The following is a 23,693-nucleotide window of genomic DNA, read 5'->3' as shown; positions in this document are numbered from 1 at the left end:
CACCACCGGCACTCAAAATACAAGTTTCAAACCGGCTTTCAAACTGGAAGCGCTTGAGCTTGCCTCCTCAAAGTCACACCCAACTCGCCACCCACTCGCATCAACTGCGACGCAAGCACCTCAACATAGTCATCGCTGTTGTAGTGCTTCAAAGCATATTCATAGCCGCGCTTGGCTTGTGCTTTAGCTTCTTGAGGATTTTGCAACAAATTCACAATCGCTTGGCGCATTGCCCCAGCATCCCCTGGATTCACAACACTGGCAATTCCTGGAGACGCGACATAATCACTCAATCCTTGAGTGCGAGTGACCACCACTGGGCGGCGGCAAGCCATTGCCTCCATCATCGAAGTCACTCCAGCACAAAACTTGTTATCAATCACGCTAACCACAACCACATCTGCATTGCGGTAAAGTTGCAATAAATCAGGCCATTCGTAGAAGCAATTCGACATATTAATCGGCATCGTTTCCGGGAACGCCTGTGCCAACGACTGCACATCTTGAGAAAAACCGGCAATCTTTACATCAACATCCAAATCACAAGTAGCAGCGGCAACAGTCCGGTAGTCTCGCTTTTCTAAACCGACCCCCACAACCGTTGGTTTCTGCTTGTCTGGTGAGGCAGAACCGGGCGTGAAAAACTGCATATCTGTTTGGTCGCCCAGCATACACAGCCGGTCTTGCGGCAGTTTCAGGAAGCGGCGCAGAAAATCGGATTGAAGGCCGGCGTTGGTTACAAACAAATCAACTCGATCCGCCACGCCAAATAACTTCAATGAAGCGCGACCTCTTGGCCGGTCTAAATTGTGGGCAAACATAACAATTTTTGGCCGGCTTGCTTTTGCGCCGCAAAGTGTAGCTATCGGCACCCCAATATCTTCGCCGGTGCAGAACACCACATCCTCACTGCCTAGCTGCGAAGACAACGCCCGCGCCATCGCCCAGTGTTCAGGCTGGCCTGCTATTTTAGCCCGCAGCTTGTCTAAAGGCAACACCGGCTCTGACCCCGGTTCATGCACCGTTGCCCCCAATCGCTGGCTTAAGGCCCACATTACGTGTCTGGGGCGTTTTCTCTCTGCAGCATCCCTGCTAATTTCCTCTAGGTTGAGCGGACGTCCTAATGCGATATGGTATTTCACTGCATTCTCCTTGCCGTTTCACCTGTATTTGGATATAAAGCAATTCTGGAGGCTATTTTTCAATCGAAGCGAAAACAAATAACCACAGGGTTTCAGTCAATTTACTAAACTAAAAATTCTCAAGTTTTAGTCGCAAAGGTTTTTTCCGCTTCAACTGAAAATAGCCAGCGAAATCTTTTACAAAATGCTTTTGGTTAACTCTTCGCCTGGAACTTTTACGCTTTCAAGTTGGGTAGCTGCAGATGCTAAAATTTCCCCAACATCAAAGCGTTACGGATACTTAAATCACAAACCTTTGAAACTACCCCACCTATTTTTATAAGGAAAATTATGTGGAATGTGCGCCCATACTAAACCTTTTTTTCACTTAAAGAAGTATTCATTAACACTTAAGTCGTTAGAATTTACAGAAAGCGTAGCTTGTGCAGTCAAGATTAGGTTTAAAGTTAGGAATTCCTGACAGACCCAAACAAATTTTTCCCTTTAACAACGGCGGCGCAAAAAAAATAAACCCTGTTTCAAAGAATTTCCCTACCGTTGATCGTGCAGCTGGTAATTCCGGCAGGCTTCTGGATCTGAAAAAGCGCAGCAAGCATCCCGCACTTGCGAAGATTTACAGAAACCTGCCGAAAATCAATAAGTTATTTAGGCGCTGTGGCAAGCGTTTGTCGGTAAATTTCCAGCATTTGATCCGCTTTGCGTTCCCAGTCAAAATGCTGCCGGATGCGTTCTTGCCCAGCCAAACCCATTTGTTGCCGTAATTCAGGAGAGCGGGCTAATTTCAGCATCGCCTCAGTGAGTCCCTGGATCAACACTTCCCGCGAAGCCGGCTCAACTAAAATTCCGCAAGTAGCATCCAAATAATCAGTCGGTCCACCCCATTTCGTGGCAATTGCCGGCAACCCCATTGCCATTGCTTCGAGAACAACTGCCCCCCCAGACTCATACAAACTGGGAAGAACCAGTGCGTCAGCTTGCTGCAATTTAACCGCACACTTATCTTGAGAAAGCCAGCCGACGAATATAACATTACCCTGTAGTTCTAACCGAGCGGCTTGAGCTTCTAGTGCGGCACGTTCTGCCCCATTGCCGATAATTTCTAAAACGGCACCTGTTTCATCGGCAACCGGCTTGAACGCCTCCAGCAGCAAATCTACCGCTTTCCAGTCCACCAGCCGGCCTACAAACACAAAACGAACGGTTGGTTTCGGCTGCTTCGCCGCTAAATCTGTCGAATTCCACACCGACAAATCAACGCCGTTTTCTACCAATTCAATGACTTTACCGCCTACCCCAGCCGGCAGCGCTTGTCTTGTCCGCTCATTAGCAACCAACAGCGTCTCTGCTTTGAGTTTCCCAGGCAGCAGACGATTAAACAAATTGGAAAACCGGCGTCCTTGGTTCACCATCACGGTTGCCAATCGGCCTTGATAATCGGGGAAAGCCGGCGGATATTCCATTCCCCCATTCATCGGGCCAATCACAACTGGCGCACCGACAGAAAACATGAGAGAAGGCACTTTCGGTGAGACAGGGATCGGTTCATGAACAATATCGATATTGTGTTCACGCACCAGCCGGCACACCATGCGGCGCTGCATCACCTGAGTCAGGAGGTGCATGAGCGCGCCGGTGCTTAATTCCGCCACCCGTTGCGGTAAACGCCGGCCCCACTGCCACAGCAGCTGGTGTAGCCAAGTATCCGGGATAAAGTGTAGCCGGTCACCCTCATGCGGGAAAAGCTTACCAAGTTCTGCCTGAGTACGGGCATGAACTACCAGCCATGTCTCAATATTTCGCGAACGAAATAACCGGAAATAGTGCAGGGGCAGAAACGCCTCCCCACCGAATTTAGCAGAGGCGTGTTCAGCAACAATTAAAACTCGCATATCTGAGATTTCCATTGTTTTTCCTTATCAAGCGTCTGCAATTACCGCGCCTTGGTGAGGGAACGAGAGCGGACATTTTCACCCTCGTTCCCACCGGCTTAACCCACCCTAGGCAAAGAACTCATCCACAGGCAGGTATATGCCTTTGTAGATGATGGTTTCCCGGTCTTTAACCGGCGACCAACCAAGGCGGCGCTCAGCCTTAGAAGCGTCGAACCGGGCAGCACAACTGCGACCTTCACATTCGGCGTAGCTAGGAAGTGCGACGTTCGGATCGCGTCCAACGCTCTTGATCGCCCACTTCGCAACTGCTTCCGTGTAAGCACGCCAACCTGGGGTTGGTACGCGGCGCAACTTAATGCCGGCGCGATTTTCCAACTCGTCGAGATACTCGTTCGCCGTGATACAAGGGGCGCTACAGAGGTTAAACGACTCTCCGTCAATATTGGGCAAATCAATCGCCCGCGCCATTGCATCGGCAACATCGTCAACGAGGACGATCGGCAGCCGGTTGTTGCCACTACCATAGAGGGCGGCCACCGAGTTGTAAGGCCAAGCCGCAACGCCCCAATGGTAAGGACTACCACCGGCACCGAGGACAATACCAGGACGGAAGATCACCACCGGCAGTCGCTGTTCCCGGTGAAGTTCCAGTAGCACGCGCTCATTTTCTACCTTTGAGCGCGGGTATGGGGAGGAACGCATCACGCCCTCATGGGGTTTGGTTTCCTCAGTAATCGTCGAGGCGTTCTCGCCGGCATAGTAGATCGCAATTGACGAGGCGTAGAACAAGCGCTCAACCCCGTGTTTGATGCAGAGTTCTCCTAGCTTGCGCGTCGGTTCTACATCATATTTCAGGTATTCTTCCCAGGTTTTCCCGTAGCCGCGCCCCAAGTGGTAAACATACCGGATGCCTTCCAGGGCGGCTTCCAGCGCTTCAGGGTCGGTGAAATCACCCTTTGCGATATCGACTTGAAGTTTAAGTAATTCCGGCGGGCAGTCCCTAGGGTTGCGGCTGAGGACGCGAACCCCGCGCCCGTCCGCCCGTAGCCGCCGCACCAGCGCCCTGCCGATGAAGCCGGTGCCGCCAATCACCAGGACTGTGGGTTTCTGAACCGGCGGTTCCACTGCTTCAACCGGCGCGGACGCTGTTTTTTGAGGTTCTGGGAGATTGGCTTCCCGTGCTACCCACTCGGCCACTGCCACTGCTGCCTCGCCTATTGATGCTTCAACGCGTTCGTCGAGGACGGAACCGCGTCCGTTGTAGAAGCTTTCCACTGTCCGGGCAATGCTGTAAGGAAATGGCCCTTCCGCCTTAGATAGGCGCATCTTCGAGAGCACGAAGTTAGAGAGGGTGCCGCTTGCCTGCAATACCGAGTCGCGGGCGCTGCCAACGACATTGGCGTAGCGATCCACATCTAGTAGGTAGGGGGTGTGTTCGTTGCAGACGTAGGTGTTGTTCTCGAAGTCTACCCTTGCGACGCCATTTGTCCCGCGAATGTGGATATAGTGTTCGGGATATCCATCAATAAAAGAAAACCGGATGCGAATGCTGGTGTTGTCTTTCCACCCTCGGATCTCCCAGCGCCGGTAAAATTCTAGTCCGCGCGGCAGTTCTACTTTGTCGTGGACATCAACGGAAAGCGAGTCGGGGGAACCGATCAGGTGGACGAGGTGAACGAAGGAGTGGGGGGCGACCTCGAATAAGATATTTTTTGGTGAGGCTAGCATCCATGCCCCGAACGGCCCGCCTTTGAGCTGTCCAAGTTCTTTGTTCCAGACGATATCAATTTGATCGAGCCGGCCTAAACGACCACTCCGCAAGTCGGTTAGCAGTTTTTCATAGGCGGGGAAATAGAGAAAGTTGTGGCTGACGCCGAGTGAGCGACCTTGATCGCTTGCCAGCTGACGCAGCTTTTGGCAGTAGTCAACGGTATGGCACAGGGGCTTTTCAATAAAGGCGTCAACGCCGGCTTCTAGAATCTGAGAGCCGGTGACAAAATGGACATGGGGCGGTGTCAGGACGTGAACCACATCCAACTTCTCGGTTGAGAGCATTTCACCCAAGTCTGAGTAGACGTTTGGCACGCCTTTAGCTGCCGCGAAGCGCTCTGCCAGTCCCCGGTTTAAGTCGCAAATTGCCCGCACATCTACGTTGGGCAGTTGGCGCAGTGCGTTGAGGTGGTAGTCAGAAATGTAGCCGGCACCGAGGAGGGCCACGGCTACGGGATTGTTATTTCCGTTGCTAGTCGCCATTGGCTTATCTCCCGCTTGGTTGGATCGTATTTGTCACAGGTGTTCGAGGCCCCTTATATTCAATAATTTCATGTTGTTTGTTGCCCCAGCGATCTAGGAAGTATTTAGCGACTCCGAACGCGCCGGGAATTGCTGAGAATCCGCAGGATAAACCCCACGCCACACTCTCAGACCAAGAATATCCCTGCTGCCGCGTCTTTTTGATCACTTGCAATGCTGACAGTGGGTAACGTGCCAAGAGAATCAGGGAAAGTGCGTGGGTGGGAAGTGCGAAAGCCAGTGCGGCAAAGGGTATGATCGCTCCCCAAAGCCAGGTGCGCCGAATTTCTTTGACAAATTTGCGCTCTGGGCCGGCTCCATGCATCTGGGAAACCTGGGCGTAGGCGTACCCACAGCGCTTCGCCCGTTGCCACCACTGGGACAGACGGTGCATATCTGCGTCGTGCACCGTGCTATCCCGGTCAAGGCGCAGAATCTTGCCGCCCGCCTCGCGCAGGCGTACGCTGAGTTCATCATCTTCAGCGGCGATCACATTGTTATCGTAGCCTCCGACTGCTGCGAGTGCGGCTGCGCGGATCGCGACATCTCCCCCAAAGCTGCCGGTTTCACCGACCCCGCCCATGCGCCACTCTACGTCACAGATTTGGTTATAGAGACTGCGCTCTGGGTAGCGTTCGCGCCGCCAGCCACAGATAGCCACGGCCTCCGGGTTGGCGTCTAGCGCTTCGGTCGCTGCTTCGATCCAGCCGGCCACCACTTCGCAATCTCCGTCGAAGAAGTGGACATATTCTACTTCAGGATGCAAGGCTTGCAGCCGCTCAAAGCCGGCGTTTCGAGCGCGGGCAGCGGTGAATGGCAGCGACATATCTAAATCGACAACATCCACCCCGCGATTGCGAGCGGCTTCACAACTTCCATCGGTGGAGCCGGAGTCAACGTAAACGATCGCTACGCCTTCGGGAAGTTGCCCTTTCAGTGAATTAAGGCAACGAACCAGTCGTTCTCCTTCATTTCTTCCAATGGTGACTACACCGATGCGGCTCATGTCTTTTAATCAAGTATTTTTATTAGTCTAGATGTCAAGATTTTACGATATTTCTTTTTAAATAGCAAGTAAAATAATGATTTCTCCAAATAAAAAATGCCGTCTGTCACGAGATCATGGAGAAGTTCGCAAGCTTTATTTAAAAAGCTTTTATCTAAAGTTGATATTGGGAATCTATTTCTATTTTTTGCTCTCCAATGGATACGAGCAGGTTTCAAGTTTAAACTTGTTGACCCACTGAATAAGTTGACTCATCAGATCCTTTATAAGCTTTCACCCAATAATAATAATTGGTTGCCGGCTTGGCTGCCTTATCGGTAAAAGTAGTCGTCTGCGCCGGCACGGTTGCAATGCTGGTGGCATTACTTGGATTGTTAACAGTATGGCGATAAACTTGATAAGACGTTGCCGCTTCTACGCCCTGCCAATTGATCTCCACTGAATTATCTGAACGCGTCACCGTTACACCTGTTGGAGTCAGCTCTAACTGCTCGTTCAGTTTCAAAAGCGCCCGATATTTGTGAGCTTCCTCAAGGGGTTGGTTCAAATATTCCAACGCCCCCCAAGAACCATACTTGCCAAAGCCACCCACATAATTAAATTGACTAACCGTTTTAAATCCCCAAGCGTTCATCCGACCGAAATATAAAAGATACAGTTCGTATATCCGAGGATCTCGGTTCACTTTAACAAACACATCTGCCCGTTTAGAATCTTGAGGAGCCGCAAAATGTTGTCCGGATTCGTAGGCGAGAATATCTAAACCGCGAGACTTGGCTATCGATACATTTTCTAGCACTCGGTTATATCTTTCGTTGTCGTCTTTTTTGAAGTAATTTTCTGCAATCTCAATGACGCTATCAACGGTCAAACTTGACAATTTTTCTAAATCTTCCTTGGGAATTCCCCAGTAAGGGGCGATTGCTAAAGCATCCGGCTGTAGTTTGCCGGCATTAACCTTCGGATTATCAAGCGCCGCTAAAAGTTTTTCATTATAATCTGGGGCCCCATTCCAACCGGGAATCACTTCCACTAATCTTTCATCCGATCCGAAAACTTCCCGAAATATTTGGAAAATTTCTAGGGATCTTTTAACCGTTAAATCAATTCTTGCTAGCTTTTCACTAATTTCTTTATTTCCTTGCTTATTGAGCGTTTCTCCCAATCCTTGAGCGACGCCTGCTTCGGTAACATAGCGAAATTGCGGAAACCGGCCATTCCAAATTTCATTTGAATATTCTAAATATATCTTCCGGTTGGGAGCGAGACGTTCTTTTAGTAATTCGGCAGCATTTCTAATATATTCATCACTAATTGCATAGCCGGTGCTCCACCACAAATCCGCGCCGACTTCATTGCATAACTCAGCCATATATTCTAAAGGCCATCCCTCGCCCCATCCGCCTTTTCCGCCATCGGGGTAGCGAACTTCATTGGGTTGAATTCTATCCGCCCAAGCAACGATTTTTTGAGGTAGGGCATTGGCAAAAACAGGTTTAGTTGCGTTGCCAAAAAATCTTAAAGGCGAAAATTCTTTTAACCTTTCAACATAGAGGGGATTAAACGGTGCTTGGGTTAAATCGTCATTTTCATATCCCGGCAAAATCACTTGAATATTTCTCACCGGATCGGAAGCGTTTGACTCCATCAGATCCAGCGCAATTCCCCTTTTAGGCGTGACATTAAACTCAGCGGTTGTTGTTCCCCCTCTCCCTTCGACTTCTAATTCTCCATCCTGACTGATCACAATTTTTCCAGTTCCCTCAAACTTGAGGGTGTAGATTCCAGCCGGATAATTGCTGTTATCGGCTTGCATCACTGTTCTCACTCTTAACGGCATTGGCTTGCCGGTTTCTGGATCGTTATATCCCTCAAGAGTGTAGGGAACTTCTTTGGGATAGCCGTCCTCATCTAACCAATTGTTTTTAAGCTTTTCAAAATAGGCGTCATTTTCCTTATTTCGCTGAATCCCGCCGCGTCCCCAATCTCCAGCTTTGAGATTAGCATCGACCACATACCAAGGCCGAGATTGTTTGAATAGATTCTTAAACGGAATCGCCGGCGTCCAGTCGCTTAGGGAAGAAACCTGTATCCCCACCGACATATTCGTTTCTGCTGCGGGTGTAGAACTCACAACAGACAAAGCTAGCGGGTTAAGTCCGTGAATGCCATTCATGTTGAGGACGAGTGCAGCGATGAAGGCCAAAATAAAGCCCGTGATAGCCGTGACAACCGGGTTCTTTCTCAGAACTCTTAATCTATTGAAATGAAAGCGCTTTTTGCTGCCGGCATTCCCTATACTCAATTGTTCCCACAAGTTACTAAATTTGTGCTGCTGTTGGTTGTTTTTCATCTCAAATCCTTGGAAAACTTGGGGGTTGATAATGGAGGGAAGCCCCCTGCCGGCTACATTTTTCCCAACTCTGATTTTAACTTGTCGGGTAAAAATTGGCTGGCATCAGGGGGTTTATCCTGTCACCGTCTCACTTTTTTTCTCCTCCAAAGTTACGCCCTCTGGGTTAGCGGTAACTCCCATCAGATCGAGATATTTTCGAGCGGCATTTTCAAACGTGAATTGATTCAGCCAATCTGAACCGGCTGATTTAGATTGACCAGAGAGAACCTTTACAATTGCGGCTGCCATCGCCTCGCTGTCTCCCACCGGCACGAGTTCGCCGTACTTTCCATGATCTAAAATTTCAGCCGGCCCACTCTGACAATTTGTAGAAACCACCGGAGTGTTCACCGCTAAAGCTTCGACCACGACATTGCCAAAACCCTCCCAAGCTGAAGACAAAGCAAAAACGCTTGCTTTTGCCATATAAGCATAGGGATTTTTAACAAAACCGGGCATAGCAACATCATTTTCTAAGTTTAATTCACGCACAAGTTCTTGCAGTCGAGAGCGCTGCGAACCTTGCCCTAAAATCATCAGTCGAGCCGGTTTTACCTGTCGCACTTTTGCAAAAGCGCGAATTAAAGTGAAAAAGTCTTTTTGTTCTTCCAATCTTCCCACGCCCAAAATTACCGGCAACTCTCCAGGAGCAAACCAGGGATGATCGACGGGTTCTTTGGCTCTTGTCAAAAGTGCCGGCGTGATGACTGGATTATAAATCGTTTGAATTCGCTCTGCCGGCAAGCCGGTGATCGTGGTGAGGTCTTCAGCCACTCCCTTAGAAACTGCGACGATGCCATCCGCCATCGGATAAAACAACTTTGCCGCAAGCGGTGCCCAGTACCTCATCTTGTAAGGCGGTGCGTGTTTTGCTTCAACGGAAATCATCGTCCGTTCAGACACCACAACCCGTGTGGAAACTCCAGAAAGGCGCTTGGCGCACAATGCAACTTCGTTGGCGTAGTGATTCGCTGAGAGTAGCGCCACAGGTTGCTCTTGGCGTAGGTAACGGATTAAGTTTGGAAGTCTTGCTGCTACCCGTCGCGCATCTAAATCTACAATTCGGACTTCTGGTGGAAAATCCCACAGCTCGACGGCTCCTGGAAAGTTGAGGACTAAGTCCACCTTCAATCCACGCTCAATAAACTTGCGCGTTAAGTTCTGCATCATTTGCTCAATTCCACCATTGAAGAGGCAATGGAGATAAATGGCAATGTGCGAGGATTTTTCATGCATGATTAGCCAGTCCCACTTTAATCTTGAGCAGTGTTTACAATCCCAAAAGGGATACGCACCTTTAATGTGCGTTTTCTAACTAGCATTGCCCTGGAAGTTGGAGATTTAAAAAATATAAACCGGCATTTCAACAGCACCTAATTTTTTCAGCACTTCACAAACTTATACTTTGTTTTATTTTCGGTATTTTACGATACTTCTGCGTGCTTACCCTGTTGGCTTCTGACAGATATCCTTAAGCCAGATCTTACTATCCGCGACTCTTTAAGGGATTAATGGCAAGGACTCAATTCAAATTATCGCCCAAACTTAGGTAAAAATGTTGCCATATTGGCATAAAAAAATGTTTGTCTGTAAACTGCTGAGCTTTCCCTGATTAAGCCGTCCCTGATCACTTTAATCTACTTATCTGACAGAAAATTGTCGGCTGAGAACTGAATCAAGGAGGAATTTCATGAGTGACCGTTGGATAATTTTTCATCGGCTTGCCTAAAATTTCCAGGATTGAGATTATCTCTGATTTCTCAGTGGACTCGCCTTTTAAGATAACTGATTCAGTTTAATCTGCAAAGTTTTTACTAACTAAATATCCCAAGCGTTTTAGCAGGTATAGTAACCATTGAGGAGTATTGGCATCAATCTTAGGGTATATATTTAAAAAAATGCTCAAACTTTAGGAATCAGTATTGGCCGGCAGCAATTGATGAAACTGCGGCAGCCGGCGCTTGCAGCAAATCCTGACCTTGACTAGATTTCAGGCATTCAAGAATAATTGATGACAATTACACAAAGGCAGAAAGGATGCGTAAGGCAATTAAGGTGCATTGTCATTGCATTGGTTTAGCAAAATGAAGAATGTACAGGAGCGCAGCAGCAATCTTCTCGCCTTTACAACCACTCCTGCCCTGATAAGATTCCTGCCATTTTGGCAGACTCCCCCGTGCTGAGGACTGCTATAATTGCTAGGGGATGTATGGCAGTAAACATTCAGTAGTTGAAGGCTAAGTTCAAAACATAAGGATACTAGAAAAAAGATGAGCGTTAAGCCAGCAAAATCTTCAATGGCTACACAAGTTCTCGCTACAGAAGTTGTAGATAGTTCGTCACTCATGGAATTACAGACGAAAATAGCCATCGAAAAGATTGATGAGCAAAGCGTAGCAGCAGCACTGCTGACTCATCTGTCAGTAGATGACTGTGTAGTAATGCTTCGCCAATCTCAAACCGGCGAGGAAGCCCTCGTTGCTTACACAGTCCTCACGGGACAGTTCTCACCTGATCGGCTGCAAAGCCACTTAGAAAGTGTGTTTGCCGGCACTGCCTTGCCAAAAATTTACTTTGTGCCGGTTTCGACACTGCCTCTGACTGCTGAAGGTGAAGTTGATCGGCAAGCCTTATCCCAGATGCCGGTTATTGACGATAACTTAGTGCAGGAATGGGAAAACCGGCTGCGATCACTGCCAGAAATTGAACAAGCAGCCGTGGTGTTAGAAGATCACACGGAAAAAATTTCTCCGCTCCATCTGTCGGATCTGCTGCCCAACTGGAAAACCGCCTCAGAAAGTGCGGCAGTTTCAACGGCGGTGGATACACCGGCAGCCTCAACCGGCAAAGCAGAAGATTCAGCCCCCAAACCCCTCGCCATTAGCACCGGCGCACCCCTCACTGAAGAAGCCGATGCCCCGCAAAACCTGGCAGAAGCCCTCGCCAGAACCGCCCAAAAATCGCCGAATAAAGGCATTATTTACCTAGACAGTGACGGATCTGAAACCGTTCAGCTATATCCTGCATTATTAGAAAAAGCCCAGCGAATTTTAGCCGGCTTGAGAAAACTTGGACTGCAACCGCAAGACAAAGTCCTGTTTCAATTCGATAATAATCAAGATTTATTTCCAGCATTTTGGGGTTGCACCTTAGGCGGCTTCGTTCCCGTTCCCATTTCCGCCGCGCCGGCTTACGAAGCCTCCAACAGCACCGTTAAAAAGCTGCAAAACGCTTGGCTAATGCTGGATCGGCCTCTCGTACTCACCAACAGCAGTTTAGCCCCGCAAGTCCGCTCCCTCTCTGATAAATTAAATCTTGAGAACTTTCAAGTTGCGGCAATCGATGATTTCCGAGACTGCGATCCGGATCTGAATTGGCATAATAGCCAGCCAGAGGATCTCGCCTTGCTGCTTCTCACCTCAGGCAGTACCGGCGTTCCCAAAGGCGTCACCCTCAGACATCGCAACCTGATCAGCAGCGTCACCGCCACCTCTGCGATGAGTAACTTTACTCAAGAAGATGTCTCGTTGAACTGGCTGCCCCTCGACCATCCTGGCCCAATTGTCCGCTGTGTCATCCGCACCACCTTTTTAGGCTGTCAGCAAATTCACGCCCCCACCGGCGTTGTTTTGGCAGATCCGCTGAAATGGTTCGACTGGATCGAACGCTATCGGGTTACAACCACTTGGGCACCCAATTTTGCATACGCGCTGGTGAATGATCGCGCGGAAACGATTAAAAAGCGGCAGTGGGATTTATCCTCAGTTCGCTCTATTTTAAATACAGCCGAACCGATTGCCGTACAGACCGCGAAAAAGTTTCTTGAACTTCTGGCCCCTTATGGTTTAGAAGCTACGGCGATGCAATCTTCTTGGGGGATGGCAGAAACCGCCTCCAGCGTCACAGTTTATGACCGATATTTAATCGATTCAACACCGAATCAAGAAAGCGCTTCTTTTGCCGATTTAGGCAGTCCGATTCCTGGCACTTCCTTGCGGATTATTAACGCTCAAAATGAAGTGGTTGAAGAAGGAACCATCGGCAATCTGCAAGTCAAAGGTTCTACGGTAACTGCCGGCTACTATAACAACCCGGAACTGAACAAAGAAATGTTTACGGAAGATGGTTGGTTTAACACCGGCGATCTGGCATTTCTGCATGAAGGCCGGCTGACGATTACAGGCCGCACCAAAGATATTATCATCATCAACGGCAGCAACTACTACACCCATGAAATTGAAGCCGTCGTTGAAGAAGTTGCCGGAATTGAAGTTTCTTATACGGCGGCTTGTGCAACGCGAAAACCGGGAAGCAATACCGATGAATTAATTGTCTTTTTCAACACGGAAATTTCTGAAGATGAGCGCTTATTAGAACTGCTCAAAGACATTCAGAAAACTGTGGTGCGCCGGCTGGGTATCAGTCCGACTTATCTGATCCCGGTTGAGAAGGAAGTTATTCCCAAAACTTCGATTGGTAAAATCCAGCGTTCCCAACTCAAACAAGGCTTTGAATCTGGGACATTTGATGCCATTATCAAGCGAATTGATGTGCTGCTTGGCAATAAAAATACGCTTCCAGACTGGTTTTACCGCAAAGTTTGGCGTCCTAAGCAAATAACCGCTTTCGAGACTAAACCCAAAGCCGGTCAGTCTTTAGTGTTTCTCGACTCGCTGGGGTTAGGGGAATTGTTGCTAAAAGAACTGAGCAAAAATAATGCATCAGTTGTAACAGTGGAAGCCGGCACCGATTTTGCCAAACTTGCAGATAACCACTATCGAATTGACCCCAAAAACTCCGACCACTATCAGCAACTATTGGAGCAGGTTGTTAAAGAGAACGCCCCAATAGAGCAAATTCTGCACCTGTGGAGTTATGACAAATATCAAGGAGAAATTGAGAGTTTAGAAACGCTAGAAACCGCCCAAAATCAGGGAATCTACAGCCTGCTTTTCTTGGTTCAAGCACTTTCTCAAGTTCAGGGTTCTAAAACACCTGTGCGCTTAGATGTGATTGCCAGCCATGTGCAGCCGGTGGAACCTGATGATGAGATTGCTTGTGAGCGTTCCCCCATATTAGGTTTCGTTAAAACCATCCCGCAAGAATTTCCCTGGATAGACTGCCGGCATCTTGATTTATCCCCAGAGCAAAATGAAGAAAATGCCGGCTGCATTCTTCAAGAACTCCAAGGAATTCAACGGGAGTCAGAAGTCGCTTATCGCAGCGGCAAGCGTTTGGTTTCTCGCTTAGAGAAATGCGATTTTTCCCAAGAAGAAAAGCAAGCACTTCCCTTTAAAGCCGGCGGAATGTATCTGATCACCGGCGGCTTAGGCGGCATAGGGACAGAAATTGCCCAATATCTGTTGAAAAATTATCAAGCGCGGTTGCTGTTAATCGGCAGAACTCCCCTACCAGAAAGAAGCACTTGGGAGTCTAAATTAGAGCAGTCAAGTGCCGGTTCTGAGCGAATTAAAGCTTACTTAGAGCTAGAAAAGCTAGGCGGTGAAATCGCTTATGAAGCCGTTGATATTAGCGATTTTGCTGGGATGCAACAAGTTGTTGAAGGGGTAAAATCTCGCTGGCAATGTGAGTTAGATGGGGTGATTCATTTAGCCGGCGTGACATCCAGACGCTTGCTCAGTGAGGAGACAGAAGACAGTGTCGCCGGCACGCTTCGTCCCAAAGTTCACGGCACATGGGTGCTACATCAACTGCTCAAAAATCAGCCAAATGGTCTTTTTATCACCTTCTCTTCTGTAAACGGATTTTTTGGCGGATTTAGTGCCGGCGCTTACTCAGCAGCGAACAATTTCTTAGATTACTTCTGCCATTACCAGCGCCATAAAACTTCCTTGCAAAGTTATTGCTTTGCCTGGAGTATGTGGGATGAAATGGGGATGAGTCGTAACTACGAAATGAAAGAACTCACCCGTGCTCGCGGTTACTATTTAATTTCCGCCGAACAAGGTTTGCATTCAATTCCGATTGCTTTGCAACATCACCAAGCAGGCACAATTGTGGGTTTGGATGGCAGCAACCCGCAGATGTTGCGCTACATGGAGACGGATGCCTATCCTTTGCAGAAGTTAAACGCATATTTTACGGCTGCTGTCAAGGATTTATCCGCCACCCAGTTGCCGGCGCAGGAAGTGGGCGATCAATTCGGAACACCCAGCCATTGCAAATACCGGCAACTTGCAGAAATGCCGGTGACAGAATCGGGTGAAATCGACAAAGCGCAGCTCAGTGCAACCAATCGGGGTGCGACGGCTGAACGGGTTGCACCGAGGGATGAAATAGAACGCCAACTTGCCGGTATTTGGCAGGAAGTGTTAAGCGTTTCAGAATTAGGAATTCATGACAACTTCTTTGAGTTAGGCGGATCTTCCCTATTAGCGATTCAGCTATTTGCCAAAATTGAGGAGCAATTTAACCAAAAGCTGCCCTTAGCGACGCTGTTTGAGTCCCCAACAGTTGAGCAATTGGCGAATATTTTCCGCCCTTCTGAGGTGTCGGTGAGCTTCGATTCCCTCGTGGCGATCAAGTCTGGGGAGGCTTATCCGCCGCTGTTTTTAGTGCATGATGCCGATGGCGAAACCATGCTCTACTTGAATTTGGCACGCTTGCTGAACCCAGAACGCCCAGTTTACGGGTTGCGTCCTTACAGCAAAAATGGATTCCCTATTTTGCACACCCGGTTGTCAGAGATGGTGAATTACTACATCGAAAAGATCCGTAGCGTGCAACCTGAAGGGCCATATTTGTTAGGCGGTTTGTGTGCCGGCGGCGTGATTGCTTATGCGATCGCAGAGGAACTTCAAACGCAAGGTGAAAAAGTTGCCCTCGTTGCCTTGATTGATTCACTTGATGTTCATGCACCGAGGAAAATTGCTCGCGTTGCCAAACAACGTTTGAGTAGTTTTTCACAAGTTCTCAATCAAGACCGGCAGATGAATAAGCTAGAACGTTTTGCCGCTATTGTGAATAAAGCTTCTAAGAAAGCACGCAATTGGCTGGCTTATGAAATCGGCTCAAGAGTTGAGAGCAGCCGCAATAAATTTAAGGTGATGCTTTACAGGTATTACCTAGATAAAGGGCTGCCGGCACCTCAATTTTTGCAAGACCTTACTGTGCGAACAATTTACCGAATTGCTGCCAAAGAATATATGCCCCAAGGTTATCAAGGTCAGTTAGCACTGTTCCGGGCAACTGAAGGAGAAGGCATAGAGGAGCCGGCAATTAACCTCACCAATGATCCTTTATTTGGTTGGGGTAAACGCGCAACAAAAGGAGTCGTGGTTTACGATATTCCGGGCGGACATTCGAGTATGCTGCAAGACCCGAATGTGCAGGTAATGGCAGAAAAATTGAATGCTTACATTCATACAGCTTTGGCTGAAGAATCTGCTTCTAAATAAGCGCGTGTAAGCAAATTTTCTTAGTATGAGGGCGGGCGTAAAGCACCGCCCTTATTGTTTTATGATTGAATGCCGGTGTGATGGGAAGAAGTCAAACCGTTTTTCTTCTGCAGCAAACCGACATAATATGAAATCCCCCAAGCCAATTTATTAAGAAAGGCGTGGGGGATTGAGAACCGACATAAAAGAAAGTGTGATCAGCCTTCTGTTGGCTTGGTAAAGCCTTTAAATAACACACTATTCCGCAAAAAATCATTGAGGAGGTAGGGCGGATCTTCGTCAGGCTTGCGTTGAATCACCCGTCGCCCTCTCCATAAGATAAAACCTGAAGCCCAAGCGAGATCGGCAAGGGCAGTATACGCCCAGCCATGATTTTTGAGAAAATATCGTTGCCGGGAATCAAACCAATACTTCGGTATTCGCTTCCGTGAACCAACAGCCGTCACCCCGGTACTTTGTCCGGGAATATGGGCAACTCGGCTTTGCGGCACATACCAACAAGACCAGCCGGCCCGCTTTGCCTGCAAGCAAAAGTCTGTTTCTTCGTAATAGAGAAAATATTCTTCATCCATCAATCCGATAGACTCAAACACTTCGCGGCGGACGATCAGACTCGCCCCAGGCACCCACTCGGCTTCAGCGGGTTCTTCAGGCATAGGAGTGATCAGCGCCCACTTTGACAATAACTTCGACACTACCCCCAGACGCAGCCCAGAATCTAACTCACTCAGCACTGTCGGGAAGCGAAATGCTCTGCGCCGTTGATTTCCCTCCAAGTCTTCCAAACCGCTGCCGGCAAGCCCCACGTCGGGATGTTCTTCCATGAAATCCACTAGGATTTTTAGGGCGTTGGGGCGAACCACCGTGTCTGGGTTGAGCAATAGAAAATAGGGAGGTGGATTGGGTGCCTCCAAGGCTGGGCGCAAGGCAGCGTTGTTGCCATAAGCGTATCCGCCATTGTGTTCTAGAGCCATGAGTTCGGCCCACTCACCCCACCCTTCATTTTCAATCGCGGCAGCAATTTGTTCAGCGGAACCATCCCCAGAAGCGCCGTCAACAACGACCACATGGGTGCCTGGTAAAGATTGCACTTCCTCCACCAAGGAACGCAAGCATTCAATGGTGAGAACCGGCGTGCGGTAGTTAAGAATCACGACCAGTAAAAGAGGAGGGTTGATTGACGCAATGGCATCAGACATAACGGTGGTGTCCTCTTTCGTCGTTTCTGGTTTAGCTTGCATGGAATCGACCATACTTAAGATGCCCTATCTCGTTATTGATGTAGTAGAAAAAGTGCGAACAATGCGCTCTATGTTTTGGGTAAGGAATTCTGATTTGTAGGGGTAAAAATTGCTGCCCTATCAGAATTGTTTGGTTGCAAAAAATGAAGAATTGGTTACGAGCAGTTCCAGTATTCTAATATCACCTCTGTCGGGCTGTAGAACGCCTCGCCGGCGATGAGCGAGCGCTTGTTGCCTGTTGGGGTTCTGTTTTGCTCAGCATCAGTCCTGTGAGTCCTCCCGCAGCGAGCATAAATATCTGGTTAACCATTGCATTCAATACCGAATCCAGCATGAACAAAGGTAGTAGCACCACTAACACCGCTGCCGGCGCAACTTTGGGATGAGTCCACGTACTGGGCGGATATCCTAACCAGCAAAAACTTAAACTAGGAAGTAGCACAGAGGTCACAAAAGTGCTTAGGCCAAATAAACCTTGGTTGCCAAAGGCAATAATCCACAAGCTGTCGGTAACGGAGATATCTTCACCCCATTCGTCAAAGATCCGCGCTCTGCCCCATCCTCCCCAGCCAAACAACATTCTCTCCCGCGCCTTTTCTGCAAGCGGCCCTTCATTGATAAATCTAAACTCTAAAGACTGCGCTCGGTCTGGGCCAATAGTATCCGCGACGAATGAAACAACTTCACCTCCTGTAAAACCGCCGCTTACTCCCAGGTATAAGTAGAAACATAACCCAAACATTAGGAGATACATCGGCAAAGCCGTGCGGCAGTATTTCACAACAAACAGGATAAAGAGCCCCATCACAAAGTAGAGATAGGCACCCGTAGATCGGCACATAATAAATGTGACCAGCAACGTTAGCACCAGCCAATCCATTGGCATATTCCAGAATCGTTTGATGGTTCCCGTCTTCCACAACCAAACTGCTATCAACGCCGCTGACATCATCCACACACCGACCCAAAGGCCGTGTACCATAAACACGGTTGGTCTGTATCCCCCCAAGCGGATTGTTTGGGCAAAGTCTTTACGGGCGGCAAAACCGTAAACCATCCGGTGCAGTTGCGGACTCATGCGACTTTCAAACAGGCATAAAGGAACGTAGATCAGGCCGCCGGCGAAAATGCCCAATGTCAACTGGCGCAGTCCTTCTAAGTTATTGAGGTAGATCCGGCCTAAAAAATAAGGTGCTCCCCACGCCATCGTTTGTGCGAGTGTTGTTGAAAACCCATCGTAAGGCCCTAAGCCGTTAGTGATGGATGCAGCAAACGGGCTAAGACACCAACAAACCATTGGCACGTCAAGCCAGCCAAATTTAAATGAACTAAAGCGTTGAGGGTCGTAAATAAATGTTGCCAGTAAAATGCAGTAGCAAGGTGCCGATGTTTTGCTGTACTCTGGAATCCCCGGCAATTTAAAGGCCGCAACCGGCAGGAAGATAAACGCCGTGATAAAAACTATCACAACGGCCCGTTGAGAAGGATACCGTATGAACATATAAATGGTAAACGGTAGCAGGCCGAACAGAGCCAGCATTACTGTAGGACTCATGCTTTACTACACTTGTTTTAAAGGTCAGTTGAGTTTAGTGATCGCCAGGTTTCTGTTTATCTTTCAGGTAATTTTTGGCATCAATCAAAATTGGGGGCACTAACTTTTTCAAGAAAGTTTTAACGCCACCCCCTGAAGGATTTTCTACCTGCAGCTCGTCGCCGGGTCGGGCTTTAAATACCGTTGTGTGCGTCCCAGAAACTTCTTCAGCCGGTCGTCCGTTACTGTAGTAGTAAAGCGCCAAAGATTTTCGTGTTTGCCCTTCGGGACAGGTCAGCGGTTCGGGATGCCCGTGATAGGAAAAGTCTGTAGTGCTAAAGATGACACATCGATTAAAAATTGGCAGGATCTTTTTCTCGCATTGAGTCATATCCTTGTCCCAAAGTTCTAGATGACCGCCATATTCTTCTTCCCAATCTTTGTTTAGATAGATTAAGAGGTTTAACCGGCGGTCAAGTTTCAGTTTGTTGTGCCGGTTAAAATCAACGTGCATTTTCAAAAATCCGCCTCTCTCGATCTGATGCAGACCTCCGCCGGCAAAGTGCGGATCAGGGATAATTCCTTCAATCCCCGTGAGGCTTTCTAAAAACTTGATAAACGTTGAAGAATTCAATTGATAGAGCAGAACTCGTGTCCACTCTCCCATTTGCAGTTCCAAGTTAGAAGCCAGTTTCTTTTCCGCAGGATTATTAAACTTTTGCCACTCAATTGTACCGGGCTGGGGAAACTCCTCTAAAATCCTATCTAATAAAGAAGCCGGTAAAAAATCATCTATGATGATATGTGGAAACGGTGTTGCTTGAGCGTAGCTTTGACTGAACTGACTCGCTAGATTATTTAAGCGGTTTTCATCAAGACAAAACAGAGATGTTGTTGAATTCATAACAGCCTCCTAGTACGCTGATTTGATCAAGAAACGAACATTTTTCTTGAGAAGCAATTAAACACACGTAACAGCCGGCAAGCGGAACATCCAAAGGTGATAACAGTTGGTATTCTAGTTGTCGCCAAGCGGGCGACTTTATTTGATCACAAACGTCTTCAGCAGCTTTCGTTTGATCTTTCCCATGAAAGAATTGTCTCGGCGAAGCAACTCCCACTCAATTTGCGTATTAAATGGCAACTCCTGCCGGCGACGGGCATCCGCAGCGATCCATTTAGCATAATCTTCCGCCGACTCAAACTTAAGCTTCCGTGCAGTTAGCGCCGCATCTGAGCCTAGATTGCCAGACTTTGTTTTGACATTCATGGGAGAGCGGGGATCGTCCATGTTGTGGGCGTACAGCATCGGCAACGGGTTCCCACTGATTAAACCATCGAGGGTCATCTGGACGCGATTAATCGGCAAGCCATGACTGTAGCTTTGTTCGTCTGCGATGCTATAGCGAAGCAAGTGTTCTTTTCGGGCTAGAAACGACTGCCCAGCCACCGTAGTGCATCGAAATACCCGTTCGCCCGATAGCTCAACAATATTATGCTGGGCAAGTTTTTCGTTCCAATCTTCAGGCATAAAAATCCAGCATCCCAGCATCCCAAACTTGGGTTCTTTGCGAAGCATCGGCGCGATGCGATCGACCCAGCCGGCAGGCAGCAGAATATCATCATCGACCTTACCCAGCACATCACTGGCAGCCGTTTCAAAAAACCACATACAAGGCTTGTACTGCCCGACGTTTTCCGAGTTAAATTGCCGTTTGACAACACGCGGATCGTTGATCGAGGCGATTAAGTCTGCGGTTCCGTCCTGAGAGCCATTATCCCAACAGTACAGACGAAAATCTGAAGGATCGTTGAAGATCGTCGGCAGCGTCTTTTCAACATACTCCCGACGGTTCCAAGTGATGAGCAGCAAGTCTACAGGTTGAACCATCTATCAGAAACCTCGTGATGCCTACAAGTGAATCAATTTTTAAAACAATTTCTTGAATAGGGTAAGTGTTTAAGAGGTGTTGATTCAACCCCCTAAAGAGCGATTTGAAATGGCAACCCAAAACCCAAAAGATGTCGGCCAAATAGCAGAAGTGCGAGTGCCGCGAGAAACAGGCCGGTCGCTTGCAGATCCTGCCACACACAACTCATTCCCTCACGCCACAAGCCGTAAGTTACAGCGGCGTAATAGGGAATATCATTCAGCGCAATCACGATGATCGCCCCCTGAACTTGGCCCAAATAGAATCCGAGGGGTAAACCGATGATCATGAACACAAACTTGAGAAAGTTGCCGGTTGCTACATAGAAAGGCTTACCAAGGGCGAGAAGAGACGGATCAATTGTTTGAGATAGCAGGCGAGGCCAAAGACCTAGGCCCAGAATCGGCAGCATCCAACCGGCTTGAGAATATCTGTCATCGTAAAGTGCCAGAATCAACAAATCTCCAACCGTGATCAGCACTGCCAAGGCTAAGGCTAACGCCGCAATAATTAGCTTGCGTTTTCCCAGGATTTTAGCCCGAAAAGTTTCGCGAGGTAGGGAAACAAGCTTTGAAGTTGCGGCGAAAAGCACTTTACTGTTGATCGCCCCAACAATCTGACGCGGCATATCCGAGAGGGTAAAGGCAACGGTATAAACCCCCAACATCTGGAATGAAAGCAATCTCCCTAAAATCAGCCGGTCAGCTTGGCCGGCTAAAAATGTCATTGCTGTTGAAATAAATATCCACCGGCCAAAGGTAAATAAATCTTGGAGGGCATCTTTATCCCAGGCAAAACGGTTGCGTTTTCCGGGAATTAAAAAATGGCTCCACACCATTCTAATTAAGGATGAAGAAAGCTGGCCGCCAACGAGCGCCCAGATTGTCGGACTGAAGAACGCCCACACAATGGTTACGACAATGGACAGCGCTTGTGTCGTAAATTGAAAAATTGTCAGCTTACCAATGTCCATGTGCCGGTTGAGCGAGAACACAGCAGTGGAGCTAAACCCAGAAATAATCGTGCTCGCACCCACCAGTGGAATCAACCAAAGCAGCCGAGGGTCTCTGTAGAACTGGCTAATCGGCCAAGCGATGATCAGACAGCACACCCACAAAACAAAACCGCGCATGACTTGCAAAGTCCAGGCAGTATTGAGAAAATCTGGGTCATCGCCGCGTTTATTCTGGATGATGCTGGGACCGGCACCAATATCTGAAAACAGGTTTAGGCCAACAATAAAGGTCGTGACCAAAGCCATCAGACCAAATAATTCTGGCACAAGCAAACGAGTCAGAATCAGGTTGCTGCCAAATCGCATAACCTGACTAGCGCCGTAACTAACAATTGTCCAGACAGCGCCTCGGATAGCAAGCTTTTTAAGTGATGACATGATGACTTTGGCGAGTGGACATAAGGATATTTAGGCGTTAATTGCTCTTAGCGGAGGAGATGCCGGCATAGGGGAGGCTTGGCGATACATCAATGGCCCGCTCCTGAGACTTCTCGATAGTAGCCTGAAACAGAGCAGCAAGTTTGCTGGACTCGATCGCCGCATCATGCTGTTTTGCCACACGTTGAGACCCTTCTTTGCCCATTTCTTCTAGCTGTTGCGCCGGCAATTGCAAGGCAGTCCGCATTGCCTCGGTAAGCGCTTCAACCGATCCGGGGGGCACCAACCAACCGCAAACTCCAGGTTCTACCAACTCAGGAATTCCCGCCACGTAGGTACTAATTACGGGCCGGCCTAAAGCCAGCGCTTCCATAATCACCACCGGCAGTCCTTCTGCAAAGCTGGGTAGTACCATCGCGCGAGCGGCCAAAATCTGCTGCTGAACCTCAGCACCGCTCGCCCAACCTGTAATTTCCACCCGATCTTGAAGATTCAGTTTGGCGATCAACGCTTCAATGGGAGAGCGCAGTTCCCCATCGCCCACCAACACTAACTTAAACTCTAAGCCCTCGGCAGCTAGCTGACCGGCTGCTTCGATTAAAAGCAACTGCCCTTTCTGCTCACAAAGCCGGCCTACACAGGCTAAACGAGGCACTGCCGGCACCGCAGTCGGAGGCTGTTTCAAAAACATCTCGTCTACACCACAGTGAACCACATGAATTTTGGGCCACTGGTCGTAATCACACCAGCGATAAAGCTGGCTCTTGCCGAAGGAACTCACCGCCACCACAAACGCTGATCGCTTGATTTTTTCCGTTAAAGACAGCGCGTCAGGTTTATCAAACTCTTCTGGGCCATGCACCGTGAAGCTGTATGAAGGGCCACCCAAGGCGTGACACAACATCGCCACTGTGGTTGAATTGGTTCCGAAGTGGGCGTGAACGTGTTTGATCCCCATTTCTGCGAACCAGCGCAGCAGAATGCAAGCCTCTGCTAGGTAAGCCAGATGCAGCAAAACGCCGCGATCTGAACCCCAGCCGACTTTCAGCGCCAGTCGCAAAGCACCCAGCAGCCGAATGGGTCGGGTTATGGCGGCCCGGAGTAAGCCCGATAGCAGGCCGGCGACCCCACCTCCTAAGACAGTCCGGGTTTTCTCTAGTTCTCGCTTGTCTGCCTCGTCAACAAGTTCAGATGCGCTGGAACGGATAGAAATCCGCGCCACTGGAATCCCGCAAGCCTCAACCCCAGCAATCTCCCGGCGGACGAAGCTATGGCTGACCTTGGGATACTGATTGATTAAATAAGCAATTGACATTATTTTTTAGGGAAAACGATCGTTCTTAATAAACTCCCCGGCCCTGCTTCACGAAGACGGGGCTGTTTAAACACCGGCTCTCTGTGAATGAGAGAAACATTAATAAAACCTAGCTATGTAAAGTTATACAAACA

At 48.6% G+C, this 23,693-nt stretch carries 13 protein-coding genes; 1 reads left to right on the top strand and 12 read right to left on the bottom strand.

All coding sequences use genetic code 11. From position 1 onward, the window contains the following. Window positions 1-38: 38 nt before the first annotated feature. The 6 genes from H6F73_RS27315 to H6F73_RS19360 all read right to left on the bottom strand — a co-directional run bounded on the left by H6F73_RS27315 (window position 39) and on the right by H6F73_RS19360 (window position 9,963). On the bottom strand, window positions 39-1,142 hold the full coding sequence (locus H6F73_RS27315) for a glycosyltransferase (protein WP_190760401.1): 1,104 nt from the start codon (window positions 1,140-1,142) through the stop codon (window positions 39-41). A 641-nt stretch (window positions 1,143-1,783) separates the two neighbouring features. Continuing rightward, window positions 1,784-3,046, bottom strand: coding sequence for a glycosyltransferase family 4 protein (locus H6F73_RS19380; protein ID WP_242072547.1), 1,263 nt, complete (start codon window positions 3,044-3,046; stop codon window positions 1,784-1,786). 93 nt (window positions 3,047-3,139) lie between these two features. Further along, the gene (locus H6F73_RS19375; RefSeq protein ID WP_190760400.1) at window positions 3,140-5,287 is read right to left on the bottom strand and encodes an NAD-dependent epimerase/dehydratase family protein; all 2,148 of its coding nucleotides are present in this window, start codon (window positions 5,285-5,287) and stop codon (window positions 3,140-3,142) included. Between the two features lie 4 nt (window positions 5,288-5,291). Further along, window positions 5,292-6,332: a glycosyltransferase family 2 protein gene (locus tag H6F73_RS19370; protein WP_190760399.1), complete on the bottom strand. Its 1,041-nt coding sequence runs from the start codon at window positions 6,330-6,332 to the stop codon at window positions 5,292-5,294. 220 nt (window positions 6,333-6,552) lie between these two features. Further along, entirely contained in the window at window positions 6,553-8,685 is a 2,133-nt protein-coding gene (locus tag H6F73_RS19365) for a fibronectin type III domain-containing protein (RefSeq protein WP_190760398.1), read from the bottom strand. Between the two features lie 114 nt (window positions 8,686-8,799). Further along, a complete protein-coding gene (locus tag H6F73_RS19360) occupies window positions 8,800-9,963 on the bottom strand; it encodes a glycosyltransferase (RefSeq protein ID WP_190760397.1) in 1,164 nt (387 codons plus the stop codon). A 1,061-nt stretch (window positions 9,964-11,024) separates the two neighbouring features. On the opposite strand from H6F73_RS19360, the gene H6F73_RS19355 reads away from it, so the two are divergent. Then, window positions 11,025-16,145, top strand: coding sequence for an SDR family NAD(P)-dependent oxidoreductase (locus H6F73_RS19355; protein WP_190760396.1), 5,121 nt, complete (start codon window positions 11,025-11,027; stop codon window positions 16,143-16,145). Window positions 16,146-16,342: 197 nt separating this feature from the next. Here H6F73_RS19355 and H6F73_RS19350 read toward each other — a convergent pair whose 3' ends face one another. The 6 genes from H6F73_RS19350 to H6F73_RS19325 all read right to left on the bottom strand — a co-directional run bounded on the left by H6F73_RS19350 (window position 16,343) and on the right by H6F73_RS19325 (window position 23,559). Continuing rightward, window positions 16,343-17,398 carry a glycosyltransferase family 2 protein gene (locus tag H6F73_RS19350; RefSeq protein WP_347239574.1) on the bottom strand — a complete coding sequence of 352 codons (1,056 nt, stop codon included), beginning with the start codon at window positions 17,396-17,398 and terminating at the stop codon, window positions 16,343-16,345. 169 nt (window positions 17,399-17,567) lie between these two features. Beyond that, window positions 17,568-18,941, bottom strand: a complete 1,374-nt coding sequence (locus tag H6F73_RS19345) for an O-antigen ligase domain-containing protein (protein ID WP_190760395.1) — start codon at window positions 18,939-18,941, stop codon at window positions 17,568-17,570. Between the two features lie 34 nt (window positions 18,942-18,975). Continuing rightward, window positions 18,976-19,824, bottom strand: coding sequence for a 2OG-Fe(II) oxygenase (locus tag H6F73_RS19340; RefSeq protein WP_190760394.1), 849 nt, complete (start codon window positions 19,822-19,824; stop codon window positions 18,976-18,978). A gap of 138 nt (window positions 19,825-19,962) precedes the next feature. Then, window positions 19,963-20,811 carry a glycosyltransferase family 2 protein gene (locus tag H6F73_RS19335; protein WP_190760393.1) on the bottom strand — a complete coding sequence of 283 codons (849 nt, stop codon included), beginning with the start codon at window positions 20,809-20,811 and terminating at the stop codon, window positions 19,963-19,965. 92 nt (window positions 20,812-20,903) lie between these two features. After that, entirely contained in the window at window positions 20,904-22,244 is a 1,341-nt protein-coding gene (locus H6F73_RS19330) for an oligosaccharide flippase family protein (RefSeq protein WP_190760392.1), read from the bottom strand. Between the two features lie 37 nt (window positions 22,245-22,281). Further along, the gene (locus tag H6F73_RS19325) at window positions 22,282-23,559 is read right to left on the bottom strand and encodes a glycosyltransferase (RefSeq protein ID WP_190760391.1); all 1,278 of its coding nucleotides are present in this window, start codon (window positions 23,557-23,559) and stop codon (window positions 22,282-22,284) included. Window positions 23,560-23,693: the final 134 nt, after the last annotated feature.

The sequence above is a fragment of the Microcoleus sp. FACHB-68 genome (assembly GCF_014695715.1).
Lineage (GTDB): Bacteria > Cyanobacteriota > Cyanobacteriia > Cyanobacteriales > Oscillatoriaceae > FACHB-68.
This window is presented reverse-complemented; position numbering and strand designations above follow the sequence as displayed.